This is a genomic window from Actinoplanes sp. CA-142083, assembly GCF_050942195.1.
GTDB lineage: Bacteria > Actinomycetota > Actinomycetes > Mycobacteriales > Micromonosporaceae > Actinoplanes.
Genome location: NZ_CP192076.1, coordinates 5,912,483 through 5,937,611, shown reverse-complemented (window position 1 = coordinate 5,937,611; position 25,129 = coordinate 5,912,483). Strand labels below are relative to the sequence as shown.

At 71.6% G+C, this 25,129-nt stretch carries 20 protein-coding genes; 11 read left to right on the top strand and 9 right to left on the bottom strand.

All coding sequences use genetic code 11. From position 1 onward, the window contains the following. The first annotated feature begins 28 nt into the window (after positions 1–28). Positions 29–1,330 carry an aspartate aminotransferase family protein gene (locus tag ACQPZX_RS27295; RefSeq protein ID WP_433360769.1) on the top strand — a complete coding sequence of 434 codons (1,302 nt, stop codon included), beginning with the start codon at positions 29–31 and terminating at the stop codon, positions 1,328–1,330. A 719-nt stretch (positions 1,331–2,049) separates the two neighbouring features. Here ACQPZX_RS27295 and ACQPZX_RS27290 read toward each other — a convergent pair. Continuing rightward, positions 2,050–2,925, bottom strand: a complete 876-nt coding sequence (locus tag ACQPZX_RS27290; RefSeq protein WP_433360766.1) for a phytanoyl-CoA dioxygenase family protein — start codon at positions 2,923–2,925, stop codon at positions 2,050–2,052. Positions 2,926–3,172: 247 nt separating this feature from the next. Here ACQPZX_RS27290 and ACQPZX_RS27285 point away from each other — a divergent pair, with 247 nt between their 5' ends. Genes ACQPZX_RS27285 through ACQPZX_RS27275 form a run of 3 tightly spaced genes read left to right on the top strand, consistent with a single transcriptional unit; the run spans position 3,173 to position 6,789 of the window. After that, positions 3,173–4,078 carry a sugar phosphate isomerase/epimerase family protein gene (locus tag ACQPZX_RS27285; protein WP_433360763.1) on the top strand — a complete coding sequence of 302 codons (906 nt, stop codon included), beginning with the start codon at positions 3,173–3,175 and terminating at the stop codon, positions 4,076–4,078. Then, positions 4,078–6,144: a PQQ-dependent sugar dehydrogenase gene (locus ACQPZX_RS27280; RefSeq protein ID WP_433360760.1), complete on the top strand. Its 2,067-nt coding sequence runs from the start codon at positions 4,078–4,080 to the stop codon at positions 6,142–6,144. The genes ACQPZX_RS27285 and ACQPZX_RS27280 overlap by 1 nt, the downstream gene beginning before the upstream one ends. Before the next feature lie 57 nt (positions 6,145–6,201). After that, positions 6,202–6,789 (top strand): VOC family protein, encoded by a 588-nt coding sequence (locus ACQPZX_RS27275; RefSeq protein ID WP_433360757.1) that lies wholly within the window; start codon positions 6,202–6,204, stop codon positions 6,787–6,789. On the opposite strand, the gene ACQPZX_RS27270 is transcribed toward ACQPZX_RS27275, so the two are convergent. Beyond that, entirely contained in the window at positions 6,786–9,068 is a 2,283-nt protein-coding gene (locus ACQPZX_RS27270) for a putative bifunctional diguanylate cyclase/phosphodiesterase (RefSeq protein WP_433360754.1), read from the bottom strand. The genes ACQPZX_RS27275 and ACQPZX_RS27270 overlap by 4 nt on opposite strands. 80 nt (positions 9,069–9,148) lie before the next feature. On the opposite strand from ACQPZX_RS27270, the gene ACQPZX_RS27265 reads away from it, so the two are divergent. The 4 genes from ACQPZX_RS27265 to ACQPZX_RS27250 all read left to right on the top strand — a co-directional run bounded on the left by ACQPZX_RS27265 (position 9,149) and on the right by ACQPZX_RS27250 (position 15,280). Beyond that, positions 9,149–12,319 (top strand): NACHT domain-containing protein, encoded by a 3,171-nt coding sequence (locus ACQPZX_RS27265; RefSeq protein ID WP_433360751.1) that lies wholly within the window; start codon positions 9,149–9,151, stop codon positions 12,317–12,319. A 25-nt stretch (positions 12,320–12,344) separates the two neighbouring features. Continuing rightward, the gene (locus tag ACQPZX_RS27260; RefSeq protein ID WP_433360748.1) at positions 12,345–13,715 is read left to right on the top strand and encodes an FAD-binding oxidoreductase; all 1,371 of its coding nucleotides are present in this window, start codon (positions 12,345–12,347) and stop codon (positions 13,713–13,715) included. Positions 13,716–13,784: 69 nt separating this feature from the next. Continuing rightward, on the top strand, positions 13,785–14,222 hold the full coding sequence (locus ACQPZX_RS27255; protein ID WP_433360745.1) for a phosphoglycerate mutase family protein: 438 nt from the start codon (positions 13,785–13,787) through the stop codon (positions 14,220–14,222). Beyond that, on the top strand, positions 14,201–15,280 hold the full coding sequence (locus ACQPZX_RS27250; RefSeq protein WP_433360742.1) for a M4 family metallopeptidase: 1,080 nt from the start codon (positions 14,201–14,203) through the stop codon (positions 15,278–15,280). Before ACQPZX_RS27255 ends, ACQPZX_RS27250 begins: the two co-directional genes overlap by 22 nt. Before the next feature lie 21 nt (positions 15,281–15,301). Here ACQPZX_RS27250 and ACQPZX_RS27245 read toward each other — a convergent pair whose 3' ends face one another. Beyond that, positions 15,302–18,658, bottom strand: coding sequence for a S8 family serine peptidase (locus ACQPZX_RS27245; protein ID WP_433360739.1), 3,357 nt, complete (start codon positions 18,656–18,658; stop codon positions 15,302–15,304). A 129-nt stretch (positions 18,659–18,787) separates the two neighbouring features. Here ACQPZX_RS27245 and ACQPZX_RS27240 point away from each other — a divergent pair, with 129 nt between their 5' ends. Then, the gene (locus tag ACQPZX_RS27240; protein WP_433360736.1) at positions 18,788–19,363 is read left to right on the top strand and encodes an alpha/beta hydrolase; all 576 of its coding nucleotides are present in this window, start codon (positions 18,788–18,790) and stop codon (positions 19,361–19,363) included. Here the strand turns inward: ACQPZX_RS27240 and ACQPZX_RS27235 are convergent. Then, on the bottom strand, positions 19,347–19,823 hold the full coding sequence (locus ACQPZX_RS27235; protein WP_433360733.1) for a hypothetical protein: 477 nt from the start codon (positions 19,821–19,823) through the stop codon (positions 19,347–19,349). The genes ACQPZX_RS27240 and ACQPZX_RS27235 overlap by 17 nt on opposite strands. Positions 19,824–20,080: 257 nt before the next feature. Here ACQPZX_RS27235 and ACQPZX_RS27230 point away from each other — a divergent pair, with 257 nt between their 5' ends. Then, positions 20,081–20,410, top strand: a complete 330-nt coding sequence (locus ACQPZX_RS27230) for a hypothetical protein (protein WP_433360730.1) — start codon at positions 20,081–20,083, stop codon at positions 20,408–20,410. 47 nt (positions 20,411–20,457) lie between these two features. On the opposite strand, the gene ACQPZX_RS27225 is transcribed toward ACQPZX_RS27230, so the two are convergent. Genes ACQPZX_RS27225 through ACQPZX_RS27215 form a run of 3 tightly spaced genes read right to left on the bottom strand, consistent with a single transcriptional unit; the run spans position 20,458 to position 22,838 of the window. Next, on the bottom strand, positions 20,458–21,081 hold the full coding sequence (locus ACQPZX_RS27225; RefSeq protein ID WP_433360727.1) for a response regulator: 624 nt from the start codon (positions 21,079–21,081) through the stop codon (positions 20,458–20,460). After that, positions 21,078–22,247 carry a sensor histidine kinase gene (locus ACQPZX_RS27220; RefSeq protein ID WP_433360724.1) on the bottom strand — a complete coding sequence of 390 codons (1,170 nt, stop codon included), beginning with the start codon at positions 22,245–22,247 and terminating at the stop codon, positions 21,078–21,080. The genes ACQPZX_RS27225 and ACQPZX_RS27220 overlap by 4 nt, the downstream gene beginning before the upstream one ends. Further along, positions 22,248–22,838 (bottom strand): hypothetical protein, encoded by a 591-nt coding sequence (locus ACQPZX_RS27215; RefSeq protein ID WP_433360721.1) that lies wholly within the window; start codon positions 22,836–22,838, stop codon positions 22,248–22,250. Between the two features lie 160 nt (positions 22,839–22,998). Between ACQPZX_RS27215 and ACQPZX_RS27210 the strand changes: the two genes are divergently transcribed. Then, positions 22,999–24,087 carry a glycerophosphodiester phosphodiesterase gene (locus ACQPZX_RS27210; RefSeq protein WP_433360718.1) on the top strand — a complete coding sequence of 363 codons (1,089 nt, stop codon included), beginning with the start codon at positions 22,999–23,001 and terminating at the stop codon, positions 24,085–24,087. 25 nt (positions 24,088–24,112) lie between these two features. Here the strand turns inward: ACQPZX_RS27210 and ACQPZX_RS27205 are convergent, their stop codons facing one another. Together ACQPZX_RS27205 and ACQPZX_RS27200 are read right to left on the bottom strand one after the other, a co-directional pair. Beyond that, entirely contained in the window at positions 24,113–24,790 is a 678-nt protein-coding gene (locus ACQPZX_RS27205) for a hypothetical protein (RefSeq protein ID WP_433360715.1), read from the bottom strand. 56 nt (positions 24,791–24,846) lie between these two features. After that, on the bottom strand, positions 24,847–25,128 hold the full coding sequence (locus tag ACQPZX_RS27200) for a hypothetical protein (protein WP_433360712.1): 282 nt from the start codon (positions 25,126–25,128) through the stop codon (positions 24,847–24,849). Position 25,129: the final 1 nt, after the last annotated feature.

Here is a 25,129-nt window from a genome sequence, read left to right as displayed (position 1 = left end):
CCGCTTTTCGCTGCAAGGAGAACCCGAGATGACCGATGACCTGCTCGCCCGCCACCGCGCCGTGCTGCCGGACTGGATGCCGATCTACTACGGCGACGACGCCATCGAGATCGTCTCCGGCGCCGGCCGCCGCGTCACCGACGGCGCCGGCCGCACCTACCTCGACTTCTTCGGCGGCGTCCTGACCAACATGATCGGGTATGACATCGCCGAGATCAACGAGGCGGTCCAGCGGCAACTCGCCACCGGCGTGGTCCACACCTCGACCCTGTACCTGATCCGCGAGCAGGTCACGCTGGCCGAGAAGATCGCCCGCCTCTCCGGCATCCCCGACGCCCGCGTCTTCCTCACCAACTCGGGCACCGAGGCCAACGAGACCGCACTGCTCATGGCCACCAACGTGCGCCGCTCCAACCAGATCCTCGCGATCAAGAACAGCTACCACGGCCGCACCTTCGCCACCATGGCGATCACCGGTCACCGCTCGTGGTCGTCCAGCTCGCTGAGCCCGCTCAACGTGTCGTGGCTCGCCTCCGGGGACCGGCTGCGCGGACGCATGGCGGGCATGTCGGCCGGCGACATCGCCGACGCGGCCGTCGACGATCTGCGGGAGGTGCTCGCCACCGTGACCGCGGGGGATGTGGCCGCGCTGATCGCCGAGCCCATCCAGGGCGTCGGCGGGTTCGTGGCCGCCCCGGACGGCGTGCTCGGCGCGTACCAGAAAGTCCTGAATGAATTCGGCATTCTGCTGATCGCGGACGAGGTCCAGACCGGGTGGGGGCGCACCGGCACGCACTTCTGGGGCTATGAGGCGCACGGGGTCACGCCCGACCTGATCACGTTCGCCAAAGGCATCGGGAACGGGTTCGCCCTCGGCGGCGTCGTCGGACGCGCGTCGGTGATGAACGCGGTGCCGGCCATCAGCTTCTCGACATTCGGCGGGAACCCGCTGTCGGCGGCGGCCGGGAACGCGGTGCTCGACTACGTGCTGTCGCACGACCTGCAGGCCAACGCGGCTCGGACGGGGGCGATCCTGCTCGACGGGCTGCGCGCGCTGGACGTGCCGATCCTGGCCGAGGTGCGCGGGAAGGGGCTGATGGTCGGCCTCGAATTCGTGCGGCCCGGGACGTCGGAGCCGGACGCGGCGGCGACCGTGCGCGTGTTCGACGAGTGCAAGGCCGGGGGATTGCTGGTGGGTAAGGGCGGGCTCTACGGCAACGTGATCCGGATCGGGCCGGCGCTGACGCTGACCGAGGAGGAGGCGCGCGAGGGCCTGGCCATCCTGGTCGACGCCATCACCCGGGTCGACGCCGAGTCGCGGATCGCGTAGCACGCGCAGCAGCCCACCCGCCGCTTGTCCACAACCAGCCGGTATCCACAGGCCACGGCCATACGCGCTTCTTCCCGGCACCGTCCTCCGCGATAATGGCTTCGGGGGCTTCCCCCTGGGAGGGTGGGGTTTTGCGTGGCTTGGGTGATTCGGGTGGTTCGCGACTCCCGGGCCACGCCCTCGCTCCTGGGCGTGGCCCGGCGTCGCGCCGGCCGCCTGTTCGTTCGGCCGGCCCCCGATGGGACCTTGGCGAGTTGATGCGCGCTGCGAACACCAACTCTTCAACGCTGAGCGGCAGCGAGCCCGCGCCGAGCTAGCGATGCCGAGTTCGCGTTCGGAGCGCGCGCCAACTCATCAAGATCGCAGCGCGGCGACCGCGGGGGCGACCCGCAGCTGCCTGACGCCGGCCTGCCGGGTGCCCACGGCGCGCAAGCGATGATGAGTCGGCGTCGGCAGCGTGCGCCAACTCATCAAGGCCGCCTTGCCACCCCGCTGACTCGTTGACGCCGGGCTTCCCGCGGCGGCCCCGACGATAATGAGCCGGCATGCGGAGCGCGTCCCAACTCATCAAGATCACGGCGGCGGTGGCAACTGATCAACATCGATCTGTGCCGGGTCGGAGCGGGCTTCGGGCGCCCGCCGGTCCCGCGGATCCGGGTGCTCTGGGGGAGGGCTGCCGGAGCCGGACGGGACCGGCGGTGACTACGCTCCGTGGATGATCAGCGGAGCCACGGAATGGATCTGTCGAGCAGGCCGCGGGTCGCCAATTCGTGGCGCAGCGGAATTTTCTCGTCGATGTAGCCGTCCCAGTTGACGCCCCAGTAATTGGCGGTGTGGGTTGCTTCACCGAGCAATTGTCGCTGCACCGGCGTGCGATTCCGCCACCATTCGCCATCGTGGTCGACGGGCATGTCGTCGAGCGGGCGGATCCACCGGTAGGTGTAGCCGACGAACAGCATCTTGCGGGTGACCGTGCTGCGGTTGACCGACCGGGAGTGCCACAGCCGCCGGTCGAAGACGAACGCGTCGCCCGCGTTGGCGGTGATCTCCATGGTGCCGCGCGGGTCGCGGCCGGCCTCGGTGCGCGCCAGCGTGTTGCTCAGGTGGCTGCCCGGGATGACCTTGGTGGCGCCGCGCCCGGTCCGGGACAGATCGGACAAAACGTACGCGACCTTGAGCGACAGCATCGGCCGGGTGTCGCCGCCGAGCGGCTCGGGGTCCGAGTTCTGCCGGTATCCGTCCTGGTGCCAGCCCCAGCCGGGCGGCTCCTCGAACGGCGACGGCGGCGTCACGTCGAGGTGGTTGTGGTGGCTGTAGATGTTCCAGCCGGCCAGGCCCCACACGTACGGGAACGTCGCGGGATGCGTCAGCAGCTCGCCGAACTGCTCGTCGCGGTCCAGGAACCCGAGCAGGTGCAGGGCGCCGTCGGGCTTGAGCCGGCCGGCCTCGCGCTCCTGCGCGTAGACGCGGTCGACGGCGTCCTCGAGGCGGGCGCGATGCTCCTCGGTGAGCGCGTTGCGAATGAGCAGAATGCCCTCCCGCTGGAACTCGTCACGTTGCTCCGGCGTGATCGCCTCGAAACCGGTCAATACCATTTGACGGTCCCCCTCAAATGTCCACTATTCGCTTTTCCCCCGGGGGATCCGGTGCTTCATGAGTAGAGACGCCACTGGGCCGCTATTTCGTTGCAAGGTTTTCTCCCGGGTTCGTGCCAACACTCTGTGTGACCATCCAGTTTCGTTCAAGAGCAGCGAACTTTTGCTTGATCTGAAGAAACTTGTCTTCACGGCGATCGAAACTTCTGGATAACCTGCCCGAGGACGCCGTTCAAAGGAGACCGCAATGCCGCCGTCACTGAACCGCCGCCAACTGCTCGGGGCCGCCGCCGCAGCCGGCGCCGCCACCACCCTCGCCGTTCCCGGAGCCGCCGCCGCGCACGGGGGCGGCCACCTGCACCGGGTCCCGCGCGATCAGATCAGCGTGCAGCTCTACACCCTGCGCGACCAGCTGAACATCGACCTCGAGGCGAGCTTCGCCGAGCTGGTGGAGATCGGTTACACCCGGGTCGAGCACGCCGGCTTCGTCGGCCGCACCGCCGCCCAGTTCCGCGCCGCGCTCGACAACGCCGGGCTGCGCGCCACCTCGGGCCACGTCGGCATCCCGCAGCCCTTCGACGCGACCGCGTGGCAGAAGGCTCTCGAGGACGCCAACATCGTCGGCAACAAGTACATCGTCCACCCGTTCTTCGGGCAGGGCCCGAGCGGCCCGATCCGCGACGCCGCCGTGTACCGGGCGTTCGCCGCCGACCTCAACAAGGCCGGCGCCCTCGCGCGAAGGGCCGGCCTCGACTTCGGCTACCACAACCACCAGGCCGAGTTCCTGCGTCAGAACGGCACGTCGAAGACCGGGTACGACATCCTCACCGGCGAGACCGACCCGCGCCTCGTGCACCTGGAAGTCGATCTGTTCTGGGCCTTCCGCGGGGCCCGCGACCCGGTCGACCTGATCGAGAAGCTGCGCGGACGCATCAAGCAGGTCCACGTCAAGGACCTGGATGTCAGCGGCAGCTTCGCCGACCCGGGCGCCGGGCTCATCGACTTCGGCCGCATCTTCGCGCGCTCGAAGGAGGCCGGGCTGATCGAGTACATCGTCGAGCGCGACGACGCCGGCACCCCGCCGCGCACCCCCGCCGACGCGCTCAAGACGGCCGAGGTCGGCTACGACTTCCTGGCCGGGATCAGGTTCTGATGAGGGGCCGCATCGTCGTCAGCGTCGTCGGGGCGCTCGTTCTTGCCGTCCCGACCGCGGCAGTGGCTCATCCCGGCCACGACCTGCCGCCCAGCAGCGACTTCCAGAAAGTGACCCTCGACGACTTCCCCGGCGAGCCGATCGCGCTGGCCGTCCTGCCCGACCGGCGCGTGCTGCACACGGCCCGCACCGGCGAGGTACGCATCCACGAGCCGGCGACCGGACGCAACGTGCTCGCCGCGAAGATCCCCGTCTATCAGCACGACGAGGAAGGCGTACAGGGAATCGCCCTTGACCCTGATTTTTCGCGAAACAAGTGGGTGTACGTCTACTATTCGCCGCCGCTGAACACGCCCTCGGACGACCCGGCGACGCCGACGGTCAACGAGGGTGACGCGCCCGCCGAGGGCACGGCCGCCGACTTCGCGCCGTTCAAGGGCGTCATGCGGCTGTCGCGCTTCAAGCTGACCGGCAACACGCTGCAGTTGGGCACCGAGCAGAAGATCCTCGAGGTCGGCACCGACCGCGGCCAGTGCTGCCACGTCGGCGGCAAGATCGACTTCGACAGCAGGGGCAACCTGTACCTGTCGACCGGCGACGACTCCAACCCGTTCTTCTCCGACGGGTACGCGCCGATCGACGAGCGGCCGAACCGCAACCCGGTCTTCGACGCGCAGCGCTCGGCCGGCAACACCAACGACTTGCGCGGAAAGTTGCTGCGCATCAAGCCCGGCCGAAGCGGCGGCTACACGATCCCGCGCGGCAACCTCTTCAAGCCCGGGACGCCGAAAACCCGTCCGGAAATTTTCGCGATGGGACTGCGAAACCCGTTCCGCTTCACCGTCGACCCGACGAACGACCTCGTCTACCTGGCCGACTACTCGCCGGACGCGCAGGCGGCGAACCCGGCGCGCGGTCCCGCCGGTCAGGGCCGCTGGATGGCGATCGACAAGCCCGCCAACTACGGGTGGCCCTACTGCGTCGCCCCCGACCAGCCGTACGTCGACTACGACTTCGCCACCGGCGTGGCCGGCGCGCCGTTCAACTGCGCCGCCCCCGTCAACGACTCGCCGCACAACACCGGTCTGCGCAACCTTCCGCCGGTGCAAAAGGCCGAGGTCATTTATTCGTACGCCCAGAGCACCGCGTTCCCGGAGCTGGGCACGGGCGGGATCGGACCCATGGGCGGACCGGCATACGACTACGACCCGCGCCTTCGGTCGGCCACGAAATGGCCGGCGTCCTACGACGGCCTGCCGCTGTTCGCCGAGTGGACCCGCGACTACGTCAAGGCGTTCCACCTCGACCGCCGCCACCAGGTGACCCAGATCGACGACGTCCTGCCGGAGCTGGTCTTCGACAACCCGATGGACCTCGAGTTCGGCCCCGACGGCGCGCTCTACGTCCTCGAGTACGGCGACGGCTACTTCGCCGAGAACCCGGACGCCCAGCTGTCCCGGTTCGACTTCGTCCGCGGCAACCGCACCCCGATCCCGGTCGCGAGCGCCACACCCACCTCGGGCCAGGCCCCGCTGACGGTGTCGTTCTCCAGCGCCGGCACCGCCGATCCCGACGGTGACGCCCTGCGCTACGCGTGGGACTTCAACGCCGACGGCAAGGTCGACTCGACCGCGCCCAACGCGTCGTACGCGTTCACCGCCAACGGCAACTACCGCCCGGTCCTCAAGGTGACCGACTCGACCGGCCGCTCGGCCGCCGCCGAGGTCATCCTGCCGGTCGGCACGCTCGCGCCCGAGGTGTCGTTCGTGACCCCGACCGAGGACCAGCCGTTCAGCTTCGGCGACACCGTCACCTACGAGGTCGCGGTGACCGACGACGCCCCCGTCGACTGCGCCCGGGTCACGGTCACCTACATCCTCGGCCACGACCAGCACGGCCACCCGCTGTCCACGTCGTCCGGCTGCACCGGCCAGATCACCACGTTCGTCGACGCCGGGCACGCGGGCGCCGACAACCTCACGGCGGTGTTCGTCGCCTCGTACACGGACACCGGCACCCCGCCCCAGACCGGAAGCGCGACGGTGGTCCTGACCCCCGCCGCCTGACCCCTTTGCAGTGGCCGGCCGGGCCGATCACGGCCCGGCCGGCCCGTTCATGCGACCATGCCCCGCGTGACCACACGCCGCGAGGCCTCCGAGGCAGTGTCCGACGCCGGCTGGCGCTTCCTGCTCGGCATGTTGCGCACGTCGATCCCGGTCGCGACCATGGCCGAGGCGGTGGCAACAGCCGGCCGCGCCGTGGCCGCCTGCGGCCCCGACGCCGATGCCCACCTGCGGGCCGAGCTGCGCCCCGACCGCGTCATCCTCACCCTGACCTCGGCCCGATCCCTCGGCATCGCCCTGGCGCACCGCATCACCGCCGCCGGCCTGCCCACGACCCCGCACGGCCTCGATGTCGTCGAGCTCGCCATCGACGCCCTCGACATCGAGGCGGTCCGCCCCTTCTGGGAGGCGGTTCTGCCGGGCGAGGAGCCGCCGATCTGGTTCCAGCAAATGGATTCGCCGCGCCCACAACGAAACCGCATCCACCTCGACATCTGCGTCCCGCACGACGAGGCCGCCGCCCGCATCGAGGCCGCGCTCGCCGCCGGCGGCCATCTGGTCTCCGACGCCCACGCGCCGGCCTTCTGGGTGCTGGCCGACCCCGAGGGCAACGAAGCCTGCGTCACCACCTGGCAGGGCCGCGACTAGACGGGCGCCCGCACCGCTTCGTAGGTCGCGACTTCCGCGGCCGGCAGCGGGCGCGCGAAATGGTAGCCCTGCGCGTACCGGTAGCCCAGCCGGTAAAGCTCCTCCGCCTGCGCCGCCGTCTCCACGCCCTCGGCGACCGCCCGCAGCCCCATACCGCGGCAGATGCCGATCAGCGCCGCCACCACCACGGCCGCGTGGCCGTTGTCGGTGACGTCGTCGACGAAGGACTTGTCGACCTTCAGGACGTCGGCGGGGCAGGTGCGCAGCAGGCCCAGCGACGAATGGCCGGTGCCGAAGTCGTCGAGCGCGATGTTCACGCCCAGCGCGGCGATCGCCTTCAGCTCGGCCAGGGCGGTGCCGCCGTCGAACACCGCCGTCTCGGTGACCTCGACGGTCAGCGCTTCCGGCGGCAGGCCCGTGCGGCGCAGCACCTGGCCGACCTCGCTGGCGAAGCCGGCCTCGCGCAGCTGCCGGGCCGACACGTTGACGCTGACGGTCCGGGGCGCGCGGTCGCCGAGTTGGATGCGCCAGGCCGCCGCCTGCCGGCAGGCCTCCTCGAGGATCCACGCGCCGAGCGGGACGATCAGTCCGGTGCGCTCGGCGGCGGGGATGAACTCGACGGGACTGGTCTTTCCCCAGCGGACCAGCGCCTCGACCCCGTACAGGGAACCGGACGGCAGCGTGACGATCGGCTGGTAGAGCAGGTGCAGCTCGCCCGCGTCCATGGCGGTGCGCAGGTCGGCGGCCAGCCGGGACTGCTCGGCGCTGCGCTGGTCCATCGACGGCTCGTACCGCACCACCCGGCCCTTGCCCTGGCCCTTCGCCTCGTACATGGCGACGTCGGCGCGGCGCAGGAGCTCGTCGGCGGTGTCGCCGGGTACGGCCGGCGCGAGGCCGATGCTCGACTCGACGACCAGGTCGTGGCCGCCGGCGCGCACGGGCAGCCGCAGCTCGGCGGCGACCGCCGTCAGCGGCGCGGTGTCGTGGCCGCACAGCAGCAGGGCGTACTCGTCGCCGCCGAGCCGGGCGACCATGCCGTCGCCGGGCAGCTGGGCGGCGATGCGCTCGCCGACCGCGATGATCAGGGCGTCGCCGACCGCGTGGCCGAGGTCGTCGTTGATCGCCTTGAAGTCGTCGAGGTCGATCAGCGCGACCGTGACCGGCTCGCCGGCGTCGAGGGCCGCGTTGATCTCGCGGGTGAGCACGTTGCGGTTGGGCAGGCCGGTGAGCACGTCGTGGGTGGCCTGGTGGGCCAGCTCGCGGCCGCGGGCGTCGAGGTCGTCGAGCAGCCGTACGTTGTCGCGCAGGGCGACCAGCTGCCGCACGGCGACCAGCACCGTGACCGTGACCGAGCCGATCGCCACGGCCACCAGGTCGCGGGCGTGGGTGATCGCCCCGGACAGCAGGAGACCGCCGGTGGCGAGCACCGCGGCGTACGGCATGACGCTCAGCCGCCGGGAGGCGGGCCGCGGCGCCGGGTGCCCGGCCCGGGTGGCGCGGGCCTGCCGGTCGGCCGCGAGGCAGACCAGCAGGCAGGTGGTGGGCAGCACGACGGCGCCCGAGCTCAGGTACGGGCGGGACTCGAGCAGCGGCGCCAGCGCCCCGCCGATCGCGCCGGCCCCGCCGGTCAGCGCCAGGAGGTGCAGGGAGCGCCGGTCGATCGGCCCGGTGCCGGTGAAGGCGACCTTGACGAAGGCGAAGACGCACACGCACCCGGCGCCCATCACGACCAGGAACGCCGAAGCGCCGGAGGCGCTGTCGCCCACCCACTCGTGCCAGCGCGGATAGACCAGGTACGCGCAGAAGGTGAGCACCGTGACGATCACCGCGGCGATGTCCAGCCCGAAACGGATCCACTCGATCCGCGCCCGCTCGGCGCCGGGGATCCGCAGCAGCCCCAGCAGCATCGCCAGCAGGCCGGCGACGTAGATGGCCGCGGTGAGCGCGCCGATCTGCTGGCCGGGCTCGTCGCCGGTGAAGTAGTCGCGGGCGTTGCCGGCCGCGCCCAGCCCCATCAGCACCATGCCGGCCGACATGTACCGCCAGAAGGCGCGACCCTGCCCGCCGGCGTGCCAGGTGCCGATCACGGCGGCCGGCACCGAGCCGAGCAGCGGGAGCCAGCTGACCACCGCGGGCACCGGCCGGGTCAGCCCGATCGCGAGCCACGCGTACGCCGCGGCGACGAGAAGACCGGCGACGGCGACCGGGCGGGTCAGCCGCCAGGGCGGAACGGTCTCCACGTGGTTCCCATCGGCCGGGACCTGCCGAGGTCTGAGCATTCCGAAGACGGTTGTCCGAAAACGTGCATCCGAGGGCTACCGTGAGGCGATCGCCCGGTTCCCTTCTCCTAGGAGATCAAGTGGACGCGATCATCCCGGCGGTTCTGAAGGCGGCGCTCACCCACGTCGTGAAGCGCGCGGTCGAGCAGCCGCAGGGCGCCGCGCTGGTGCGCGACCCGATGCGGGTCGAGACCGTCGTGCTGCCCGGGCAGCGCCCGTCGTCCGACCTCGGCGAGAATCTGGCCGACAAGATCGTGGAGAAGACCGAAGCCCGCCTGCGCCACCTGCGCGACGGCGAGTTCCGCAAGGTCCCCGACGGCGAGTGGGCCGCCGCGGTCGAGGCGGCGAGCTGCACGGTCCGCGCGGTCGCGCCGATCACGATCGCCGACGCCATCGGGATGGACCTGCTGCCGGACGCCATCGCCGGCAAGGCGATCGCGGCCGACCCGTACCGGGTGCAGGCGGCCGGGCTGGGCGAGAACGGCGCGGCGGTCTACCGCCGGGTCGTGGCCGAGTCGTGCGCGCACATCGTCGAGTTCCTCACCACCCGGCCCGGGTTCGAGAAACAACTTCAGATCGACCTGGTCCGCAGCACCCGGGCCGTGCACACCAAGCTCGACGCCTTGGCGGAGCAGCCGTCGCGGGAGGACGCCGCGTTCGAGCGGCGGTACGCCGATGCCGTGCGCCGGCGGCTCGACAGCATCCAGATGTTCGGGGTGACCCTGCGCCACGACCGGCCGTACTCGCTCGCCACCGCATACCTTGGCCTGGGGGTGATGGCGGAGTCCGCCGACGTCACCGGTGTCCGATTACGCGTCGAGGAGGCCCTCGCCGGGCAGCGGCGCGTCCTGATCCGCGGCGAGGCGGGCTGCGGCAAGACGACCCTCCTGCAGTGGCTGGCCGTCACCTCGCTGGGCGAGGACGCGACGGTTCCGTTCCTGATTCCCCTCCGCCGGTTCGCCGGCCCCGACCTGCCGCTGCCCGACCAGTTCTGCGACGAGATCAGCCCGGCGCTCGCGCGGGAGGCCCCGCCCGGCTGGGTGCGGCGGGTCCTCGACGACGGCCGGGCCCTGGTCCTGATCGACGGGGTGGACGAGCTTCCGGCGCGGCGCCGCCAGGAGGTCTGGCGGTGGCTGCGCGACCTGGTCGGGGTCTACGACAAGGCGCGATTCGTGATCACATCGCGGCCGCCCGCGGCGGACTGCGCCTTCCTCGCTCCCGAGGGATTTCAGGCGCTGATGATGCTGCCGATGAACCAGGCGGACGTGCATGCGTTCGTCCGGCAATGGCACGCGGCCATGAGCGAGGCGGTGGCCGGCGACGAGCACCGCGCCGCCCTGGTGGCGCTCGAGGACGACCTGCTGGCGAAACTCGCGCAGCGCCGCGACCTGCGCCGGCTCGCGACGAACCCGCTGCTGTGCGCGGTGATCTGCGCGCTGCATCTCGACCGGTACCGTCAGCTGCCCCGGGACCGGATGGGCCTCTACCACGCCGCGCTGGAGATGCTCCTGGTGCGGCGGGACGAGGCGCGCGCCATCGTCGCGGACGAGCCGCAACTGTCGCAGTCCGACCAGGAGGCGCTGCTGGCCCAGCTGGCGTACTGGCTGGTCCGCAACGACCGGTCGGAGGCGCCGCAGGAGGAGGCGCAGAAGAGGCTGGAGAAGTATCTCGCCTCGCTGCCGCACATCCAGTCGGCGCCCGAGGAGGTCCTGGATCAGCTGGCGCTGCGCTCCGGCGTCCTGCGGCGGCCGGTGTCCGACCGGGTGGATTTCCTGCACAAGACCTTCCAGGAGTACCTCGCGGCCAAGGCGCTGCTGGACGAGGGCGATCTCGACGCGCTGATCCAGAACGCTCACCAGGACCAGTGGCGCGAGGTGACCGTCATGGCGGTGGGGCACGCCCGGCGCAAGGAGCGCGAGTACATCCTGCGCGGGCTTCTGCACCGTGCCGACAGCACGCCCGAGGTCGCCCGCGTCCTGTACCTGCTGGCCGCCTCCTGCCTCACCCACGCGGTGACGGTCGACCGCGACCTCGTCGAGCTCGTGAAGGCGCGGGTCGCCGCCCTGATCCCGCCGCAGTCGCTGGCCGAGGTCGATCAGCTTGCGTCGGCGGGCGAGATGGTCCTGGACCTGATCCCCGACCCCGGCGAGCTGTCCGAGACCGAGGGCATCCACGTTCTCCAGGTCCTGCACCGGTTCCCGATCGAGGACACCGTCGCCGTCTTCGCCCGCCTCGCCACCAGCGGCGAGCGCGGCGTCCGCGCCTACATCTCGACGCAGTGGCCCACCGGCGCCTGCGACGAGTACGCCGACGTCGTGCTCTCCGGCATGCCGCTGGACGACCTCGTGGTGAAGGTGTCGTCGGACCGGCAGCTCCGGGCCGCCGCGCGGCTGCCGGGGATGACCCGGCTGATCGCGCACGAGTGCGCCGGCGGCGTGGACAGCCTCGCCGGCCACCAGGAGCTGGCCGAGCTGGTCCTGTCGCACGGGCGGGCGGACGGCCTCGCCGGCCTCGGCGGGTGCCCGAAGCTCGAACGCCTGCTGCTGCACGAGTGCCGGCTCGACGCCCCGCTCGACGGGCTCGCCGATTCGGCCCTGCGGGAGCTGGCGCTGTTCGGTCCGGCCGCGACCGCCGGCCTTCCCGCGCTGGACCGGCTCACCCTCGGACCCAAGGCCGCCACCGTGCTCGACGGCGGCGACGGCGCGGTCCGCCATCTCAGCCTCGTCTCCTCGCCGTGGATGCTGGCGGCCTCGTCCGCGGGCGCCGAGTGGCTGCCGCACCTCGTGCAGCCCTCGACCGCGCTGGTCAGCTGGCGCCGCCCCGCCCTGCTGCCGCTGCGGAACTGGACGTGGTGCCGGGAGCTGACGATCGCCGGCTGGCCCACCCCCGAGGAGCTCGCGGCGCTGGCCGGTCTGACCGAGCTCGCGACGCTGCGGGTGATCATCGCGACCGATCCGATGCGCCGCAGCCTGATCGCCGAGGGCGCGAAGTACCCGTATCCGCCGTTTCGCGCCGGCTACCGGCAGACCGCGAGGGCGCTGCCCCAGCTGCGGCGCATCGAGATCCTCGCCTTCGACCGCGACCGCCTGGCCGGGCTCTTCGCCGGTCAGGACCCCTCGCCCGGATCGGGGCCGGACGGCGCCGGTCTGGTCCTGGACCCGCGCAAGACACACTTCTGGGCCGATCCCGCGTCGTCGGCGACGGTGGTTGTGAACGGCGCACCGGTCGCCAAGCCGGCCGTGCGCAGGTGAGCCGAGCACGCGTAGGGTCGCTGAGGTGAGGGATCTGCTCAACGGCTTCGACCTGATCGACGACGCCGACGTTCTCGCGAGTCTGAGCCACGACGAGGCGGAGTGGGCGCCCTTCGGGAAGGCGGTCGCGGCCGTCCGGCCGAGAACAACCGATGACGTACGGCGAATCGTCGCCGCCTGCGCGCGGCAGCACACGCCGATCGTCCCCCGTGGCGCCGGGACCGGCCTGTCCGGCGGCGCGAACGCGGTCGACGGCGCGCTGATCCTCGACCTGTCCCGGATGAACGAGATCGTCGAGATCGACGCCGAGAACATGACCGCCACCGTGCAGCCGGGCGTGGTCAACGACGATCTGAAGGCGGCGGTCGCCGAGCACGGCCTGTGGTACCCGCCCGACCCGGCCAGCGCGCCCTGGTCGACGATCGGCGGCAACGTCGCCACCAACGCCGGCGGGCTGTGCTGTCTCAAGTACGGCGTCACCCGCGACTACGTGCTGGGCCTGGAGGCCGTGGTCGGCGGGCCGGCCGGCGACTACGGCACGGTCGTGCGGCTGGGCCGGCGCACCACCAAGGGCGTCAGCGGCTACGACCTGGCCGGCCTGTTCACCGGGTCGGAGGGCACCTTCGGCGTGATCACCGAGATCACCGTACGGCTGCGCCCGGCCCGCCGCGAGGCGCCGCGCACGGTCGTCGGCGCGTTCCCGAGCGTCGTCGCGGCGGGGGAGGCGGTCGCCGCGACCACCCGGGCGGGCCTGCTCCCGGCCGCGCTCGAGTTGCTCGACCGCGCCTGCCTGCGCGCCGTCGAGGAGTGGAAGCACCTGGGGCTGGAGTCCGACGCGGCCGCGCTGTTGCTGGCCCAGCTGGACACGCCCGGCCTCGCCGGCGACGAGGAAGCGGCCGCCGTCGCCGGGGTGTTCCGCGCGGCCGGGGCGCTGTGGGCCGAGCAGTCCACCGACGAGGTCGAGGCCGAGGCCCTGTTCGCGGCGCGCCGGCTGGCGTACCCGGCGTTCGAGCGGCTCGGTCCGGTGCTCACCGAGGATGTCTGTGTGCCGCGCTCACGCGTACCCGAGATGTTGTCCTTGATCGAAGCGATCGCCGCCCGCCATGGCGCGACCATCGCGACGATCGCGCACGCCGGAGACGGCAACCTGCACCCCATGATCCTCGCCCCCGCGGGTGACGACGAGGCGCGCCGCTCGGCCCAGGCGGCCTTCGAGGACATGCTGACCGCGGCGATCGGGATGGGCGGCACGGTGACCGGCGAGCACGGCGTCGGCCTGCTGAAACGCGGCGGCATGCGGCAAGAGCTGTCGCCCGCGGTGCTCGCCATGCAGGTGGCCGTGAAGCAGACGCTGGACCCGCTGAACCTCTTCAACCCCGGCAAAGTTGTCGGCTGACCGACCGACCTCTCGACCCCGCATCTGATCACTGAGAGTATCGACGGCCTCACCACTGCTGGGGGCCTCGTGATCACGGTTCTCTTGGTGCGGCACGCGGACATCGACCTGCCGCCCACCTCTGCCGACCCGCCGCTGAACGCGACGGGGCGCGCGCGGGCCGAGGCGCTGGCGCGCATGGTCGGCCCGGCCGGCGTGACCGCGGTGTTCACCTCCACGCTGACGCGTACGAAGCAGACCGTGGCATCGGTGGGCGTCGCGTCGCGGGTCATGCCCGGCGACGTCGCGCCCCGCATCATCGCCGGTGAGTTCGGCGACGTCGTGCTGATCGCCGGTCACAGCAACACCGTTCCCGAGATCATCGCCGAGCTGGGCGTGGCGACGCCACCGGTCATCGGCGAGACCGAGTTCGACAATCTCTTCCTGGTGATTCCCGGCGCCGCCTACCTGCCGTTGAAATACGCGACCGAGATCCGAGGTGCGCCATGTCCGCCAGTCGCCGACTGAACTGCATCACCCCGCCCTACATCCTGAACAGGCTTCTCGACAGCGACAACGCCGAGATCCGCGACGCCGCGCTCGGCACCCTGCTCGCCACGGCGCGGCTGCGTGGCCAGCGCGAGGTGCGCGGGCTGATCGCCGGCGCCTTAGCCTCGCCCGGCGACGGCCGCCGCACCATCTTCGACTGCGAGCACGGCACCTTCCTGCCGCTCGCCACGCTCGCCCGCTCCGAGGACGACGGGCCGGTCGCCGACGAGTCGGTCAACCGGGCCTTCGACGGCTTCGGCGTGACCCGCGACTTCTACCGCCAGATCTTCGAGCGCAACTCGATCGACGGCCGTGGCATGCGGCTGCAGGGCTACGTGCACCGCGGCGACCGCTACAACAACGCGTTCTGGGACGGGCAGGAGATGGTGTTCGGGGACGGCGACGGCCAGATCTTCTCGGACTTCACCGGCTCGCTCGACGTGATCGCGCACGAGCTCGCGCACGGCGTCACCGAGCACACCGCCAACCTCGAGTACCGCACCCAGTCCGGCGCGCTCAACGAGTCGTGCTCCGACGTGGCCGGCTCGATCGTGAAGCAGTGGCACCTGGGGCAGAGCGCCGACCAGGCCGACTGGCTGATCGGGCCGGAGGTGTTCACGCCCACCATCGACGCCGACGCGCTGCGGTCGATGAAGGCGCCGGGCACCGCGTTCGACAACAAGCTCTTCGGCAAGGACCCGCAGCCCGACCACATGGACCGCTACATGGACCTGCCCGACACCGAGGACGGCGACTACGGCGGCGTGCACATCAACTCGGGCATCCCCAACAAGGCGTTCTACCTGGTGGCCAGCGGCATCGGCGGCAACTCGTGGGAGGCGCCGGGGAAGATCTGGTACGAGTCGCTGAAGGCGTCCACGTCGACCACCCAGTTCCAGGAGTTCGCCGACACGACACACGCCAAGGCCGGCGAGCTGTACGGCGCGGGCAGCGCCGAGCAGCAGGCGGTCGCCACGGCATGGGACGAGGTCGGCCTCGGGATCACGCCGCCGCCGTCGGGCCCGAGGCGCCGCTGAGGACACCCCGGGCCGACCGTCCTAGTACTTGTAGGCGCGGATGATCGTCTGCCGCACGGTGTTGCCGCCGGTGTCGGCCGCCGCGGCGCGCAGCGAGACGAAACCGCTGCCGCGCGGGTGCTGCACCAGCGCGACGGCCTTCTCGCCGAACCGCACGACGACCAGGCGCTTGAACGTCTTGCCGTCGTCGAACGAAGCCTCGACGCTCAGGCTCCGGGTTGCCGCCCGGGTGGCCCCGGCCTGCCGGTCCAAGGAGATCGGCAGGGTCAGGGGCCGCCCGGCCCGGGCCGTGCCGGTGAGGTCGAGCTCCGGCGAGAACCGGATCGCGGTCATCGGCAGATGCACCAGCTTGCCGTCCGGCACGTGCGCCGAGCGGAACGTCCACTCCGCGTCGACGACGGTGGAGAGCGTGAACGCGGGATCGCTGGTGAAGACCGCGTGCACCCGATAGTCGCCGGCCGCGGCCGGGACCTGCGCGGCCTGCGGTGTCTCCGACGACCGCGCGACCTGGGCGCCGTCGCGATAGATCCGGACGTCGGCGTTGCCGCCGCGCACGAACCGGAAACCCTCGTGGCCGCTGCCGTCGCCGTGCAGCGGTCCCGGCCCGCCCATCGTGTCGCCCCAGTAGCGGGCGGCGTACTGCTGGGCGAACTCGGGCTCCGGGAAGACCGGGCCCTCCACGCCGTTCGCCCACTTCACCGTGTAGGCGCGGCCCGGCCGCCAGGAGGTCCAGTCGGACTCGTAGTGGGTGTAGCCCGGCTGTCCGCTGCTGATCAGCCACTCGGCCTGCTGATCACGGTTGAAGTACTCGGTGACCGTGCCGGGCACGTCGTACTGGAAACTCAGCGGGCTCTGGCGTGCGTCGGAGCTGCGATAGACGGCCGAGTTCCCGGGCGCGCGCGGCACGGCAAGGCGATTGACGCGTACGCCCGGCACGTCCGCCCCGATCGGCGACCGCACCTGGGCGAAGTCGCCGTCGCGTAGCGCCTTCGTCTTGCCGGCCATCATCCGGCCGCGCTCGTAGAAGTAGACCCGGTAGACGGCTGGGCTGTTGACTGGCGAGCCGTCGACGAGGCGCGCCCACGAGCCGGACAGGTAGGACACGAAACTTTCCGTCTTGGCGCTTCCCCGGGCCGGGCCGGTGCTCAGCCGGGCAAAATTCAAGTTCATCAGCACGCCGTACGGGTCGTTGCTGCCCCAAATTTCCGGCGCTCGGGTGCGGATCGTCCAGCCCGCCTCGTGATACGCAGGGACGGCCTGCCTGTCGGCCACCGTGATCGCCACCGGCTTGGCGGCCCGGGCGTCCATGGTGATCGTGCGGTCCCGGTCGAGCACCAGACCCGGGTCGACCAGCGAGGTGATCGCCGGGTCTTCCTCGCTGCCGGTGAGCAGGTAGGACTGCGCGACGTAGCGGCCCGGATTCATCGGCACCTGGAGGCGGTCGCCGGTGTGCGCGAACGCGGAGACCGACTGCTCGTCGAGGTCGGTGAGCATGGTGACCCAGCGGGGGTTGTCGCCGGTCACGCCCGGAGTGTCGATGGTGAGGAGGCGACGCTCGAGATACATGGCGATCGGCGTCTGCACGCGCAAGTTTCCGGCGGTTGCCGTCAGCTCGCCGCCGTAGGGCTGGTTCGGCAGGTCGGCGGCCGGCTGCGCGGTCACGGTCACCGTCGCGGTTCCGTTCGCCGGCACCGTCACGGATTTCGCGCTCAGCCGGAAGGTTTCCGCCGGCGCGTTCGTGCGCAGCTCCAGGGTCAGTGTCACGGGTGTCGCGCTGCCGTTCGCGTACGTGATGGTCTGCCCTTGAATCTGGGTGTTGCGCACGAAGCCGACGCTGACCGGGTCGGCCGTGACCGGCTGGTCGAGGGCGCGCGCCACGTCGACCAGGCCCGCGCCCTGCTCGTAGGGGCCGAGATCGGCGCTCGGGTCGGCGGCGGCGGTCAGGGTCGCCTTGAGCCGCTCGGCACGCCATTCCGGGTGCTGCTGCGCGAGCAGAGCGGCGGCGCCGGCCACGTGCGGCGTGGCCATCGACGTGCCGGAGAGCGACGCGTAGGCGTCATTTTCGTCGATCGGCGGAAACTCTCCGTCCGCGGATCGCGCCGCCACGATCGAGACGCCCGGCCCGGTGATGTCCGGCTTGACGCCGGCGTCCTCGGCCCGCGGCCCCTTGCTGGAAAACGCGGCGAGAAGTTTCGTCTTCGTCACCGCGCCCACGGTCAGCGCGTCGTCGGCGCTGCCCGGCGACCCGATCGTGCTGTCGCCGTACTCGCCGTCGTTGCCGGCCGCGATCACGAAAAGCGTGCCGTATCTCGTGGAAAGCTCGTTGACCGCCGCCTCGAGCGGGTCGATCTCCGGGGTGTCCGGGCCGCCCAGGCTCAGGTTGGCGACCGCCGCGCCCTGCTCGGCCGCCCACGCCATGCCGGCCAGGATCGCCGACTCCGGACAGCCCTCGAGCCCGCAGACCTTGGCGCTGAGAAGTTTCGCGCCGGGCGCGACGCCCTTGTACTTGCCACCCGACGCCGCACCGGTTCCGGCGATCGTCGACGCGACGTGCGTGCCGTGGCCGACGTGGTCCAGCAGATCGCCCGAGCCGGTGAAGTCGACCGCCTGCGACACCTGGCCGGCCAGATCGGGGTGGTGGGGGTCGACGCCGCTGTCGATGACCGCGACCTTCACGCCGGCGCCGGTCAGGCCCGCCTGCCACGCGGCCGGCGCCCCGATCAGCGGAACGCTCACATCGAGCGTGGGCTTGCGCAGACCGTCCAGCCAGACTTTCGTTCCGGCTCTCTGCCGGGCGTTCTGGCCGAGCAGGCTCTTCCACAGATCGGCCGGCCTGCCGCGATCCTGCTCGTAGGCGGTCACGCCGACCTCGGGCAGATCCTTGGTCTTGCGGGCGCCGGCCGGAGTGGCCGCGCCCTCGATGAGCAGCGGAAGCGTGCGGCGCCTGTCGTCATAGCCGAATCTCAGCAACGCCGACACGTCGAAGAGCCGCTCGTCGAGGCGTCCGCCCGCCAGCAGCCCCGCCGCGTCGGCCGGGACGACCCGCACGTCGTCACCCGCGCTCGACGTCAGGAACGCGACGTTCTCCCGCCCCGGCCCCGGATCGACGTCGACGGCGCTCTGCCCGCCGACGCTGCGCACCCGCACGGTGTCCCCGGTGATGAGGGTGACATTCCGTTCTGTCGCGCCGAACGCCGGCCCGCCGGCCTCGGCTGCGGTGTTGTTCCCGCCGGTCGCGGTCGTGGCGCCGGTTGCGGCGGCCGCGGTCGCGACGCCGTTCCTGGCGGTCTGCGCGGCGGCGAGCCCTCCGCCGGGCAGCGCGGACCAGGCCGCGACGCCCGCCAGGGCCAGCACCGCCGTGGTGCGGACCAATCGCATGTTTCACCTCTGTTTCCCCGCGCCGATCGGCGCTTGGCGTGGAAACCTACGTCAGCGGATCCACAGAGGAGAATGTCGTCTCGCCGCCGTGACGCTTACTGGACGGCGTTCGTGGGTAGGGTCGGCAGCATGCCCGACGCCGTGGTGATCCCGGGCGGACAGCTCGGCCCCGCCGCCGGGCTGCTGATGTATGCCGCGGCCGTCCCCGAGCGCCGCGGCGCCACGGTGCACCGGCATTCGTGGTCGCGGCAGCCGGTGGATCTGCTCGAGCGGCAGATCGAAAGCTGGGTCGGCAACGAGATCGCCCCGCTGCTCGGTTCCCTGGGCGGCAAGCCGCTGCTGATCGGCAAGTCGCTCGGGACGAACGCCGCCGCCCTGGCCGCCGAGCAGTCCCTGCCCGCGGTCTGGCTGACGCCGGTCCTCACCGTGCCGTGGATCGTCGACGCCCTGCGGCGCGCCACCGCCCCGTTCCTGCTCGTCGGCGGCACCGCCGACCCACTGTGGGACGGCCCGCTGGCCCGCCGGTTGTCGCCGCACGTGTTCGAGATCGAAGAAGCCGACCACGGCATGCAGGTGCCCGGCCCACTGCTCGACTCGATCGCGGCACTAGGACGGACCGTGACCGCGATCGATCAGTTCCTCGACACGATCCACTGGCCGCCCCGTCAGCCGTGCACGCCTCGGCGGCTCACGCCTGGACGGTAGTGGTCCTGACGACCTGCATCCGGTCACGCCGGGCGAAACCCCGCGCGACCCGAGCGGTCACGGCCCGCGACCGGGTGGTTTCCTCGCCGGTCGCGGAGCCCGGCCTGGTGCGGTTCACCGTGCGGCGCAGGCTCGGATGCCTGGTCTCCCACGCCTCGCGCACCCGGGAGGGCAGGTGGAGGTCCCGCCAGACCCGGCGCAACATCGCCGGGTTGATCAGGTCGTTCACCTCGCCGCAGCCGGCCGCCTCGCACAGCACCTGCTCGTAGGCGTGCCGCAACTGCACCGGATCCTCGAGGTCGTACCGGCGGCGGCTGGCGTGCCCGCAGGCCATGTGGTGCGGCACCTCGAGGACGCCGAGGCTGTTTCCGTGCAGGTCGTCGATCCGGTCGGGAACGGCTGGCGCCCGACTTCCGGCGCTGCGGTTCCGGCGACCGTCACGGGTGGCGACGTACGACATGCTCCCAGGTTAGGACGACCGGGGGCCGCCGTTGCCGGTCTCGCGGGCACCGGTGACGCGGGTCCGCCGGAGTGTTCAATGGGAAGGAAGATGCCTGCGATCGCCGGTTGGGGCGAGGGCACGATCCCGCAGCGCGTCGTGGCCGGGCTGCAACCCGGAGTCGGCGAGCCTTGGAAGCCGCGGGGCCGGACGGGACAGTACCTGATCTCCAGGTTTGTTACCGTCCGACGAAACGTCGTTGAAACGGGGGTTCCACGATGTCCACATTGGTCAAGAATGCCCTGGCCGGCTCCGTCATCGCCGCGGCGGTGGCGCTCGTTCCCGCCGTGCCGGCCGCAGCCGCGCCGACCGTGCCCTGCTTGAAGGGGTACGTCTGCGTGCAGGATCCCAAGGGAGTCATCACCGCGGTGCCGGAGGGGCAGTCCTACGCCTTCCCGACCGGCACGGAGATGAGCGGCATCAGCAACCAGACCGCGATCTCGTACTGCGTCGGCGGCAGCCCGAACTTCCAGCTGCGCTCCGGCGAAGAGGTCGTCCGCTCGCAGCCGATCACCGGGTTCCAGCCGGGCCGGATCTGCCTGACCTGACCGCCTGACGGCCCCGGTGGACACCCGTGCGCGAGTGGCCGCCGGGGTCAGGCGAAGCCGTTGTCATAGGCCCACATGGCGATCTCCACCCGGTTCCGGGCGGGTAGCTTCATCATCAGGCTCGCGATGTGGGTCTTGACGGTGCTGAGGCTGATGAACAGCTCGTCGGCGATCTCGTTGTTGGTACGCCCTCGCGCCACCACCCGCAGCACCTCCTCCTCGCGGTCGGTCAGAGGCTCGAGGGGCTTGCTTCGGGCGCGCCCGGTGGCGAAGGTGCCGAGCAGCCGGGCGGTGACACTGGGCGCGATCAGCGCGTCGCCCGACGCGGCCGCGTGGACCGCCTGGTCGAGCAGGGCGGCGCCGGACTCCTTGAGGAGGAAGCCACGGGCGCCGGCGCGCAGGGCGGCGTAGACGTGCTCGTCGAGGTCGAAGGTGGTGATGACGACTACCGGGATGGGGTGGAGCTGGCGCGTCGCCTCGATGCCGTCGAGGACCGGCATGCGGATGTCCAGCAGGCACACGTCGGGCTGGAGGGCGCGGGCCATGGTCACGGCCTCGCGACCGTCGGAGGCCACGCCGACGACCTCGATGCCGGGGCGGGAGTTCAGCAGCATGGCCAGGCCGGTGCGGACGATCTCCTGGTCGTCGGCGACCAGCACCCGCAGGGTCACGACGCCGTCCCGGTGCGGGGCAGGGTGGCGGTGACGCTCCAGCCGCGGCCCGGAATGGGCCCGGCCGAGCAGACCCCGCCGAGGAGAGCGGCACGCTCCCGCATGCCGGCCAAACCGAAGCCACCCGAAGCTGCAACGGCCGGCCCACCTGAAGCCGCATCGGCCGGCCCACCCGAAGCCGCAACGGCCGGGGCTTGGCCGGAGACGTGCGGGGCGGCGGAGGCCGAGGGGAGACCGTCGTCCGTCACTCGCAAGTGGACGGACGTGTCATCGGCGGCGACGCGCACCGAGATCTGAGTGGCGTGGCGGGCGTGGCGCCGCGCGTTGGTGACGGCTTCCTGCGCCAGGCGGAAGATGGCGGCGCCGACGGCGGGGGCGATGGCGCCGAGATCGCCGGAGACATCCAGCTTCACCCGATCGTCCGAGGCCGAGAGAGTCTCGAGGTCCGCAAGGGTGGGGGAGGCGCGCAACGCCTTCACGACCGTGCGCATCTCGGCCAGGGCCGCGGTGGCCTCGGCCTCGATCACCCGCAGGGCGTCGAGGGCCGCCTCCGGCGACGAAGGGCCCAGCGCGAGCCCGGCCTGGGCGCGGATGGCCATCGCGCTGACGTGGTGGGCGACGGTGTCGTGCAGGTCGCGGGCCAGCCGTTCCCGCTCGACGAGGCGCACCTGCTCGAACTCGCGCAGCCGCACGACGGCCCGGAAGCGCATGGCCAGGCCGAGGGTGGCGACGGCGAAGGTAACGGCCGCGGCGGCCAGGGCGTTGGGGACCGTCATCTGGTCGGCGACGATGGCGACGACGATCCGGGCGGCGATGACAGCGACGCCGATCACTATGTCGCGGCCCGAGGCCCAGCGCAGCAGCGAGTAGGGCAGCAGCGCCACGAAGACCAGCGAGGCCGCCTCGGGCGGGACGCCGTGGGTGAAGGCGGGCGCGACGGCGGTGGCGGTGAAGGCGATCGTCACCATCAGCAGCGGATGGCTGCGCCGCCACAGCAGCGTGGGTGCGAGCAGGAAGACCAGGACGACGGCGACGAAGCCGCCGGGCAGCGCCGGGCGTGCCAGGCCCTCGATGACGGCGAGCAGGCAGAAGGCGGCGGCCAGCGCCCAGTCGCGCCACCCGCGGGGAGGCGCGCCGGGCGCGGCCGGCTCCGCCCACAAGCTCATTCAGTGCCTCAGTGTCAGCCTCAGCAGGTTCTCGTTGTCGCGAGCGTACAGCGCGTGCATGGTGAAGGTCGGGAACCGCCACTGGTCGGACGGGCCGTACTCGTCGACGCCGGCACGGTCGCGGTTGGGGTCGGTGCTCTGGTCGGGGCGGCCGAGCGCCACCCACAGGCTGCTGCGCTTGGGAATGGTCCCGCCGCGGCCGGGGATCGTGCCGGCGTACGGCTCGAAGCCGGCGTCGCCGTGGAAGTGCAGGAAGATCATGGCGACCGTGCCCTGGTCGTCGGCGAGCAGCGAGACGCCCATGCCGGTCGACTGGTAGGAGCGGGCCGGACCGGCGCCCAGCGCGGGCAGCAGGGCGTACTCGCGGCAGACTTCCTGCACGAAAGTTTCCACGATGTTGCGCCCGAGCAGCTGCGTCAGGTCGGTGCGCGCGGCCGGTCGCAGCGGCGGTGGCGGCATCGGGGGAAGGCGGACCTCGATCGGGTCCTGCCTCTCCAGATGGGAGCTGCGGGGCTGTTCGTCGACGGGAAGGGCGTGGCGGGGTGCGGGCGAGGCGCGCCGTCCCGGAATCACTCGCTCCAGAAAACCCACGAAAGTACGGTACGGAATCGCGAATGCCTTCGATAGATGCTTCCCACGCCGTTTCCTTGATCGCCATGTCGCGGTCGCCACCAGGTCGATCAGGTCGCCTGGACTTCTCGGCGGGACCCCGCGGCGAGAGACGCCGCCGGCGAGTCCCGTGGAGGATCTCGTGGCAGACCGACGTCAGGTGCTGCGCATGGGCGCCGTCGCCGCCGCAGCACCCGCCCTGACCGCGGCCGTCGCGACCCCGGCGCTCGCGCACGGGCACGACCGCGCGACCTCGGAGGTGTTCGGCCACCGCGGCGCCTCGGGCTACCGTCCCGAGCACACGCTCGCCTCGTACGAGCTCGCCGCCCGCCTGGGCGCCGACTACCTGGAGCCCGACCTGGTCTCCACCAAGGACCACGTGCTGGTCTGCCGGCACGAGCCCGAGATCGGCGGCACCACCGACGTGGCGAGCCGGCCCGAGTTCGCGGGCCGCCGCAAGACCGTGCTGCTCGACGGCGTCAGCGTGACCGGCTGGTGGACCGAGGACTTCACGCTGGCCGAGCTCAAGACGCTGCGCGCGGTCGAGCGCCTCCCCGCCGTCCGGCAGCGCAACACGCTGTACAACGGCCTGTTCCAGGTGCCGACTTTCGCGGAAATGCTGGAGCTGCGCGCGAGACTTTCCAAGGAACTCGGCCGCGATCTGGGCGTCATCCCGGAGACCAAGCACCCCACCTACCACCGCCGGCTCGGCCTGGAGCTGGAGACGCCGCTGCTGCGCACGCTGGAGCGCTTCGGCCTCAACAAGCGCGGCGCGAAGGTCTGGATCCAGTCGTTCGAAGCGGCCAACCTCAAGGACATCCGCCCCAAGGCCAAGGTCAACCTGGTGTTCCTGACCAGCGCGGCGGGCAGCCCGTTCAACGACACCAAGACCTACGCGCAGTACCTCACGCCGGCCGGCCTGAAGGAGCTCTCGCGCTACGTCGACGGCATCGGACCGGACAAGGCGCAGGTCATCCCGCGCAAGGCCGATAACACCCTGGGCACGCCGACCACGCTGGTGAAGGACGCGCACGCGGCCGGGCTCAAGGTCATCCCGTACACCTTCCGCGCGGAGAACCAGTTCCTGCCGGCCGACTACCAGGTGGGCACCGACCCCAACGCCTACGGCAAGGCGCTCGACGAGCAGATCACCTTCCTCAACACCGGGATCGACGGCCTGTTCACCGACCAGGCCGACATCGGCGTCCTCGCCCGCAAGTTGCGCGGCTGACTTTCGCGACGACCGCGCCACGCCGTCACGAAAGGCGTGGCGCGGTTTCGAGAATCTTTCGGGCCTCCCCGGCCACCGCGAGCTGCCACCCGTCGGGATTTTCCAGAGCATCAAGCCGATTTCGTACGGCCAGAGCAAGGCCGGCCGCCTCGGTGGCGGGAGTCGCGTACCCATCGAGACGAACGCGCTCCCGCGCCGCCAGCAGGAGCAGCTCCGCGGCCCGTACACCGTGGTCGCAGTTGGCGAGCGGCGCGGCCAGATAGGTGCTGCGGTACCAGCGGATCGCCTCGGCCAGGTCCGCCGGCCGCCGGGCGGCGAGGTAACGCGCGTGATGCACCCGCGCCATCGCGCCGCGCGCCAGGGCGTCGTCACGCACGAACGCCGACGGGAGGCGCAGCAGCACCGCCTCGGCCGCCGCGATCAGACCCCCGTCGAGGAGCGCCAGCGCATACCGGCAGCGCACCCGGGGGTGGTCGAGCCCGTGCTGGAGCAACGTCTCGGCGAGGCGGCGCGCGGTCTCCCCGTACCCGTGGAAATGAATTCGATGGAGAAGCTCGAGGCCCTGAGCCAGCAGCACCGGGCCGCCCGCGCCGCCGGCGACCACCCGCGCGAACCGGTCGGCCGACGCGGTCACCCGCCGCCGGTCGCCGCGCGCGAGGGCCTCGTCGAGCCGCGCCTGATCCGTCCCCGTCCAGATCCCCATCGGTCGACCAGCGTCGTGCCGGGGGACCGGCCGGGTCAATCGCCCCGCCGGGTGACTCAGTGCTTGGCGACGATCGTGGGGTAGACGTGCTCGAAGCTCAGCGCCTTGCCGAAGCCGGTCGCCACGATGAACGTGATGCCGAGGACTACCCCGAGGATCACGACGGCGAACAACCCGTACCCGATGGCCTTGCCCGCCGGGCGCGGCGCCGGGCCCGCAGCCGCCCAGGACAGCGAACGGATGCCAAGGGTGAACAGGATCGGCAGGCCGGCGCCGAGGACCAGGCCGGCGAGCAGGACGCGCCAGGCGCCGTCGAGGGCGAAACCCAGATTGTGCATC

Bases quoted from the DNA above. Each gene is read 5' to 3' on its own strand.
- ACQPZX_RS27235 (WP_433360733.1), bottom strand. From the start codon at position 19,823: ATGTCGTACGTCGCCACCCGTGACGGTCGCCGGAACCGCAGCGCCGGA.
- ACQPZX_RS27290 (WP_433360766.1), bottom strand. From the start codon at position 2,925: ATGGTATTGACCGGTTTCGAGGCGATCACGCCGGAGCAACGTGACGAG.
- ACQPZX_RS27285 (WP_433360763.1), top strand. From the start codon at position 3,173: ATGCCGCCGTCACTGAACCGCCGCCAACTGCTCGGGGCCGCCGCCGCA.
- ACQPZX_RS27220 (WP_433360724.1), bottom strand. From the start codon at position 22,247: ATGAGCTTGTGGGCGGAGCCGGCCGCGCCCGGCGCGCCTCCCCGCGGG.
- ACQPZX_RS27230 (WP_433360730.1), top strand. From the start codon at position 20,081: ATGTCCACATTGGTCAAGAATGCCCTGGCCGGCTCCGTCATCGCCGCG.
- ACQPZX_RS27280 (WP_433360760.1), top strand. From the start codon at position 4,078: ATGAGGGGCCGCATCGTCGTCAGCGTCGTCGGGGCGCTCGTTCTTGCC.
- ACQPZX_RS27240 (WP_433360736.1), top strand. From the start codon at position 18,788: ATGCCCGACGCCGTGGTGATCCCGGGCGGACAGCTCGGCCCCGCCGCC.
- ACQPZX_RS27205 (WP_433360715.1), bottom strand. From the start codon at position 24,790: ATGGGGATCTGGACGGGGACGGATCAGGCGCGGCTCGACGAGGCCCTC.
- ACQPZX_RS27245 (WP_433360739.1), bottom strand. From the start codon at position 18,658: ATGCGATTGGTCCGCACCACGGCGGTGCTGGCCCTGGCGGGCGTCGCG.
- ACQPZX_RS27275 (WP_433360757.1), top strand. From the start codon at position 6,202: ATGCCCCGCGTGACCACACGCCGCGAGGCCTCCGAGGCAGTGTCCGAC.
- ACQPZX_RS27270 (WP_433360754.1), bottom strand. From the start codon at position 9,068: ATGCTCAGACCTCGGCAGGTCCCGGCCGATGGGAACCACGTGGAGACC.
- ACQPZX_RS27295 (WP_433360769.1), top strand. From the start codon at position 29: ATGACCGATGACCTGCTCGCCCGCCACCGCGCCGTGCTGCCGGACTGG.
- ACQPZX_RS27200 (WP_433360712.1), bottom strand. From the start codon at position 25,128: ATGCACAATCTGGGTTTCGCCCTCGACGGCGCCTGGCGCGTCCTGCTC.
- ACQPZX_RS27250 (WP_433360742.1), top strand. From the start codon at position 14,201: ATGTCCGCCAGTCGCCGACTGAACTGCATCACCCCGCCCTACATCCTG.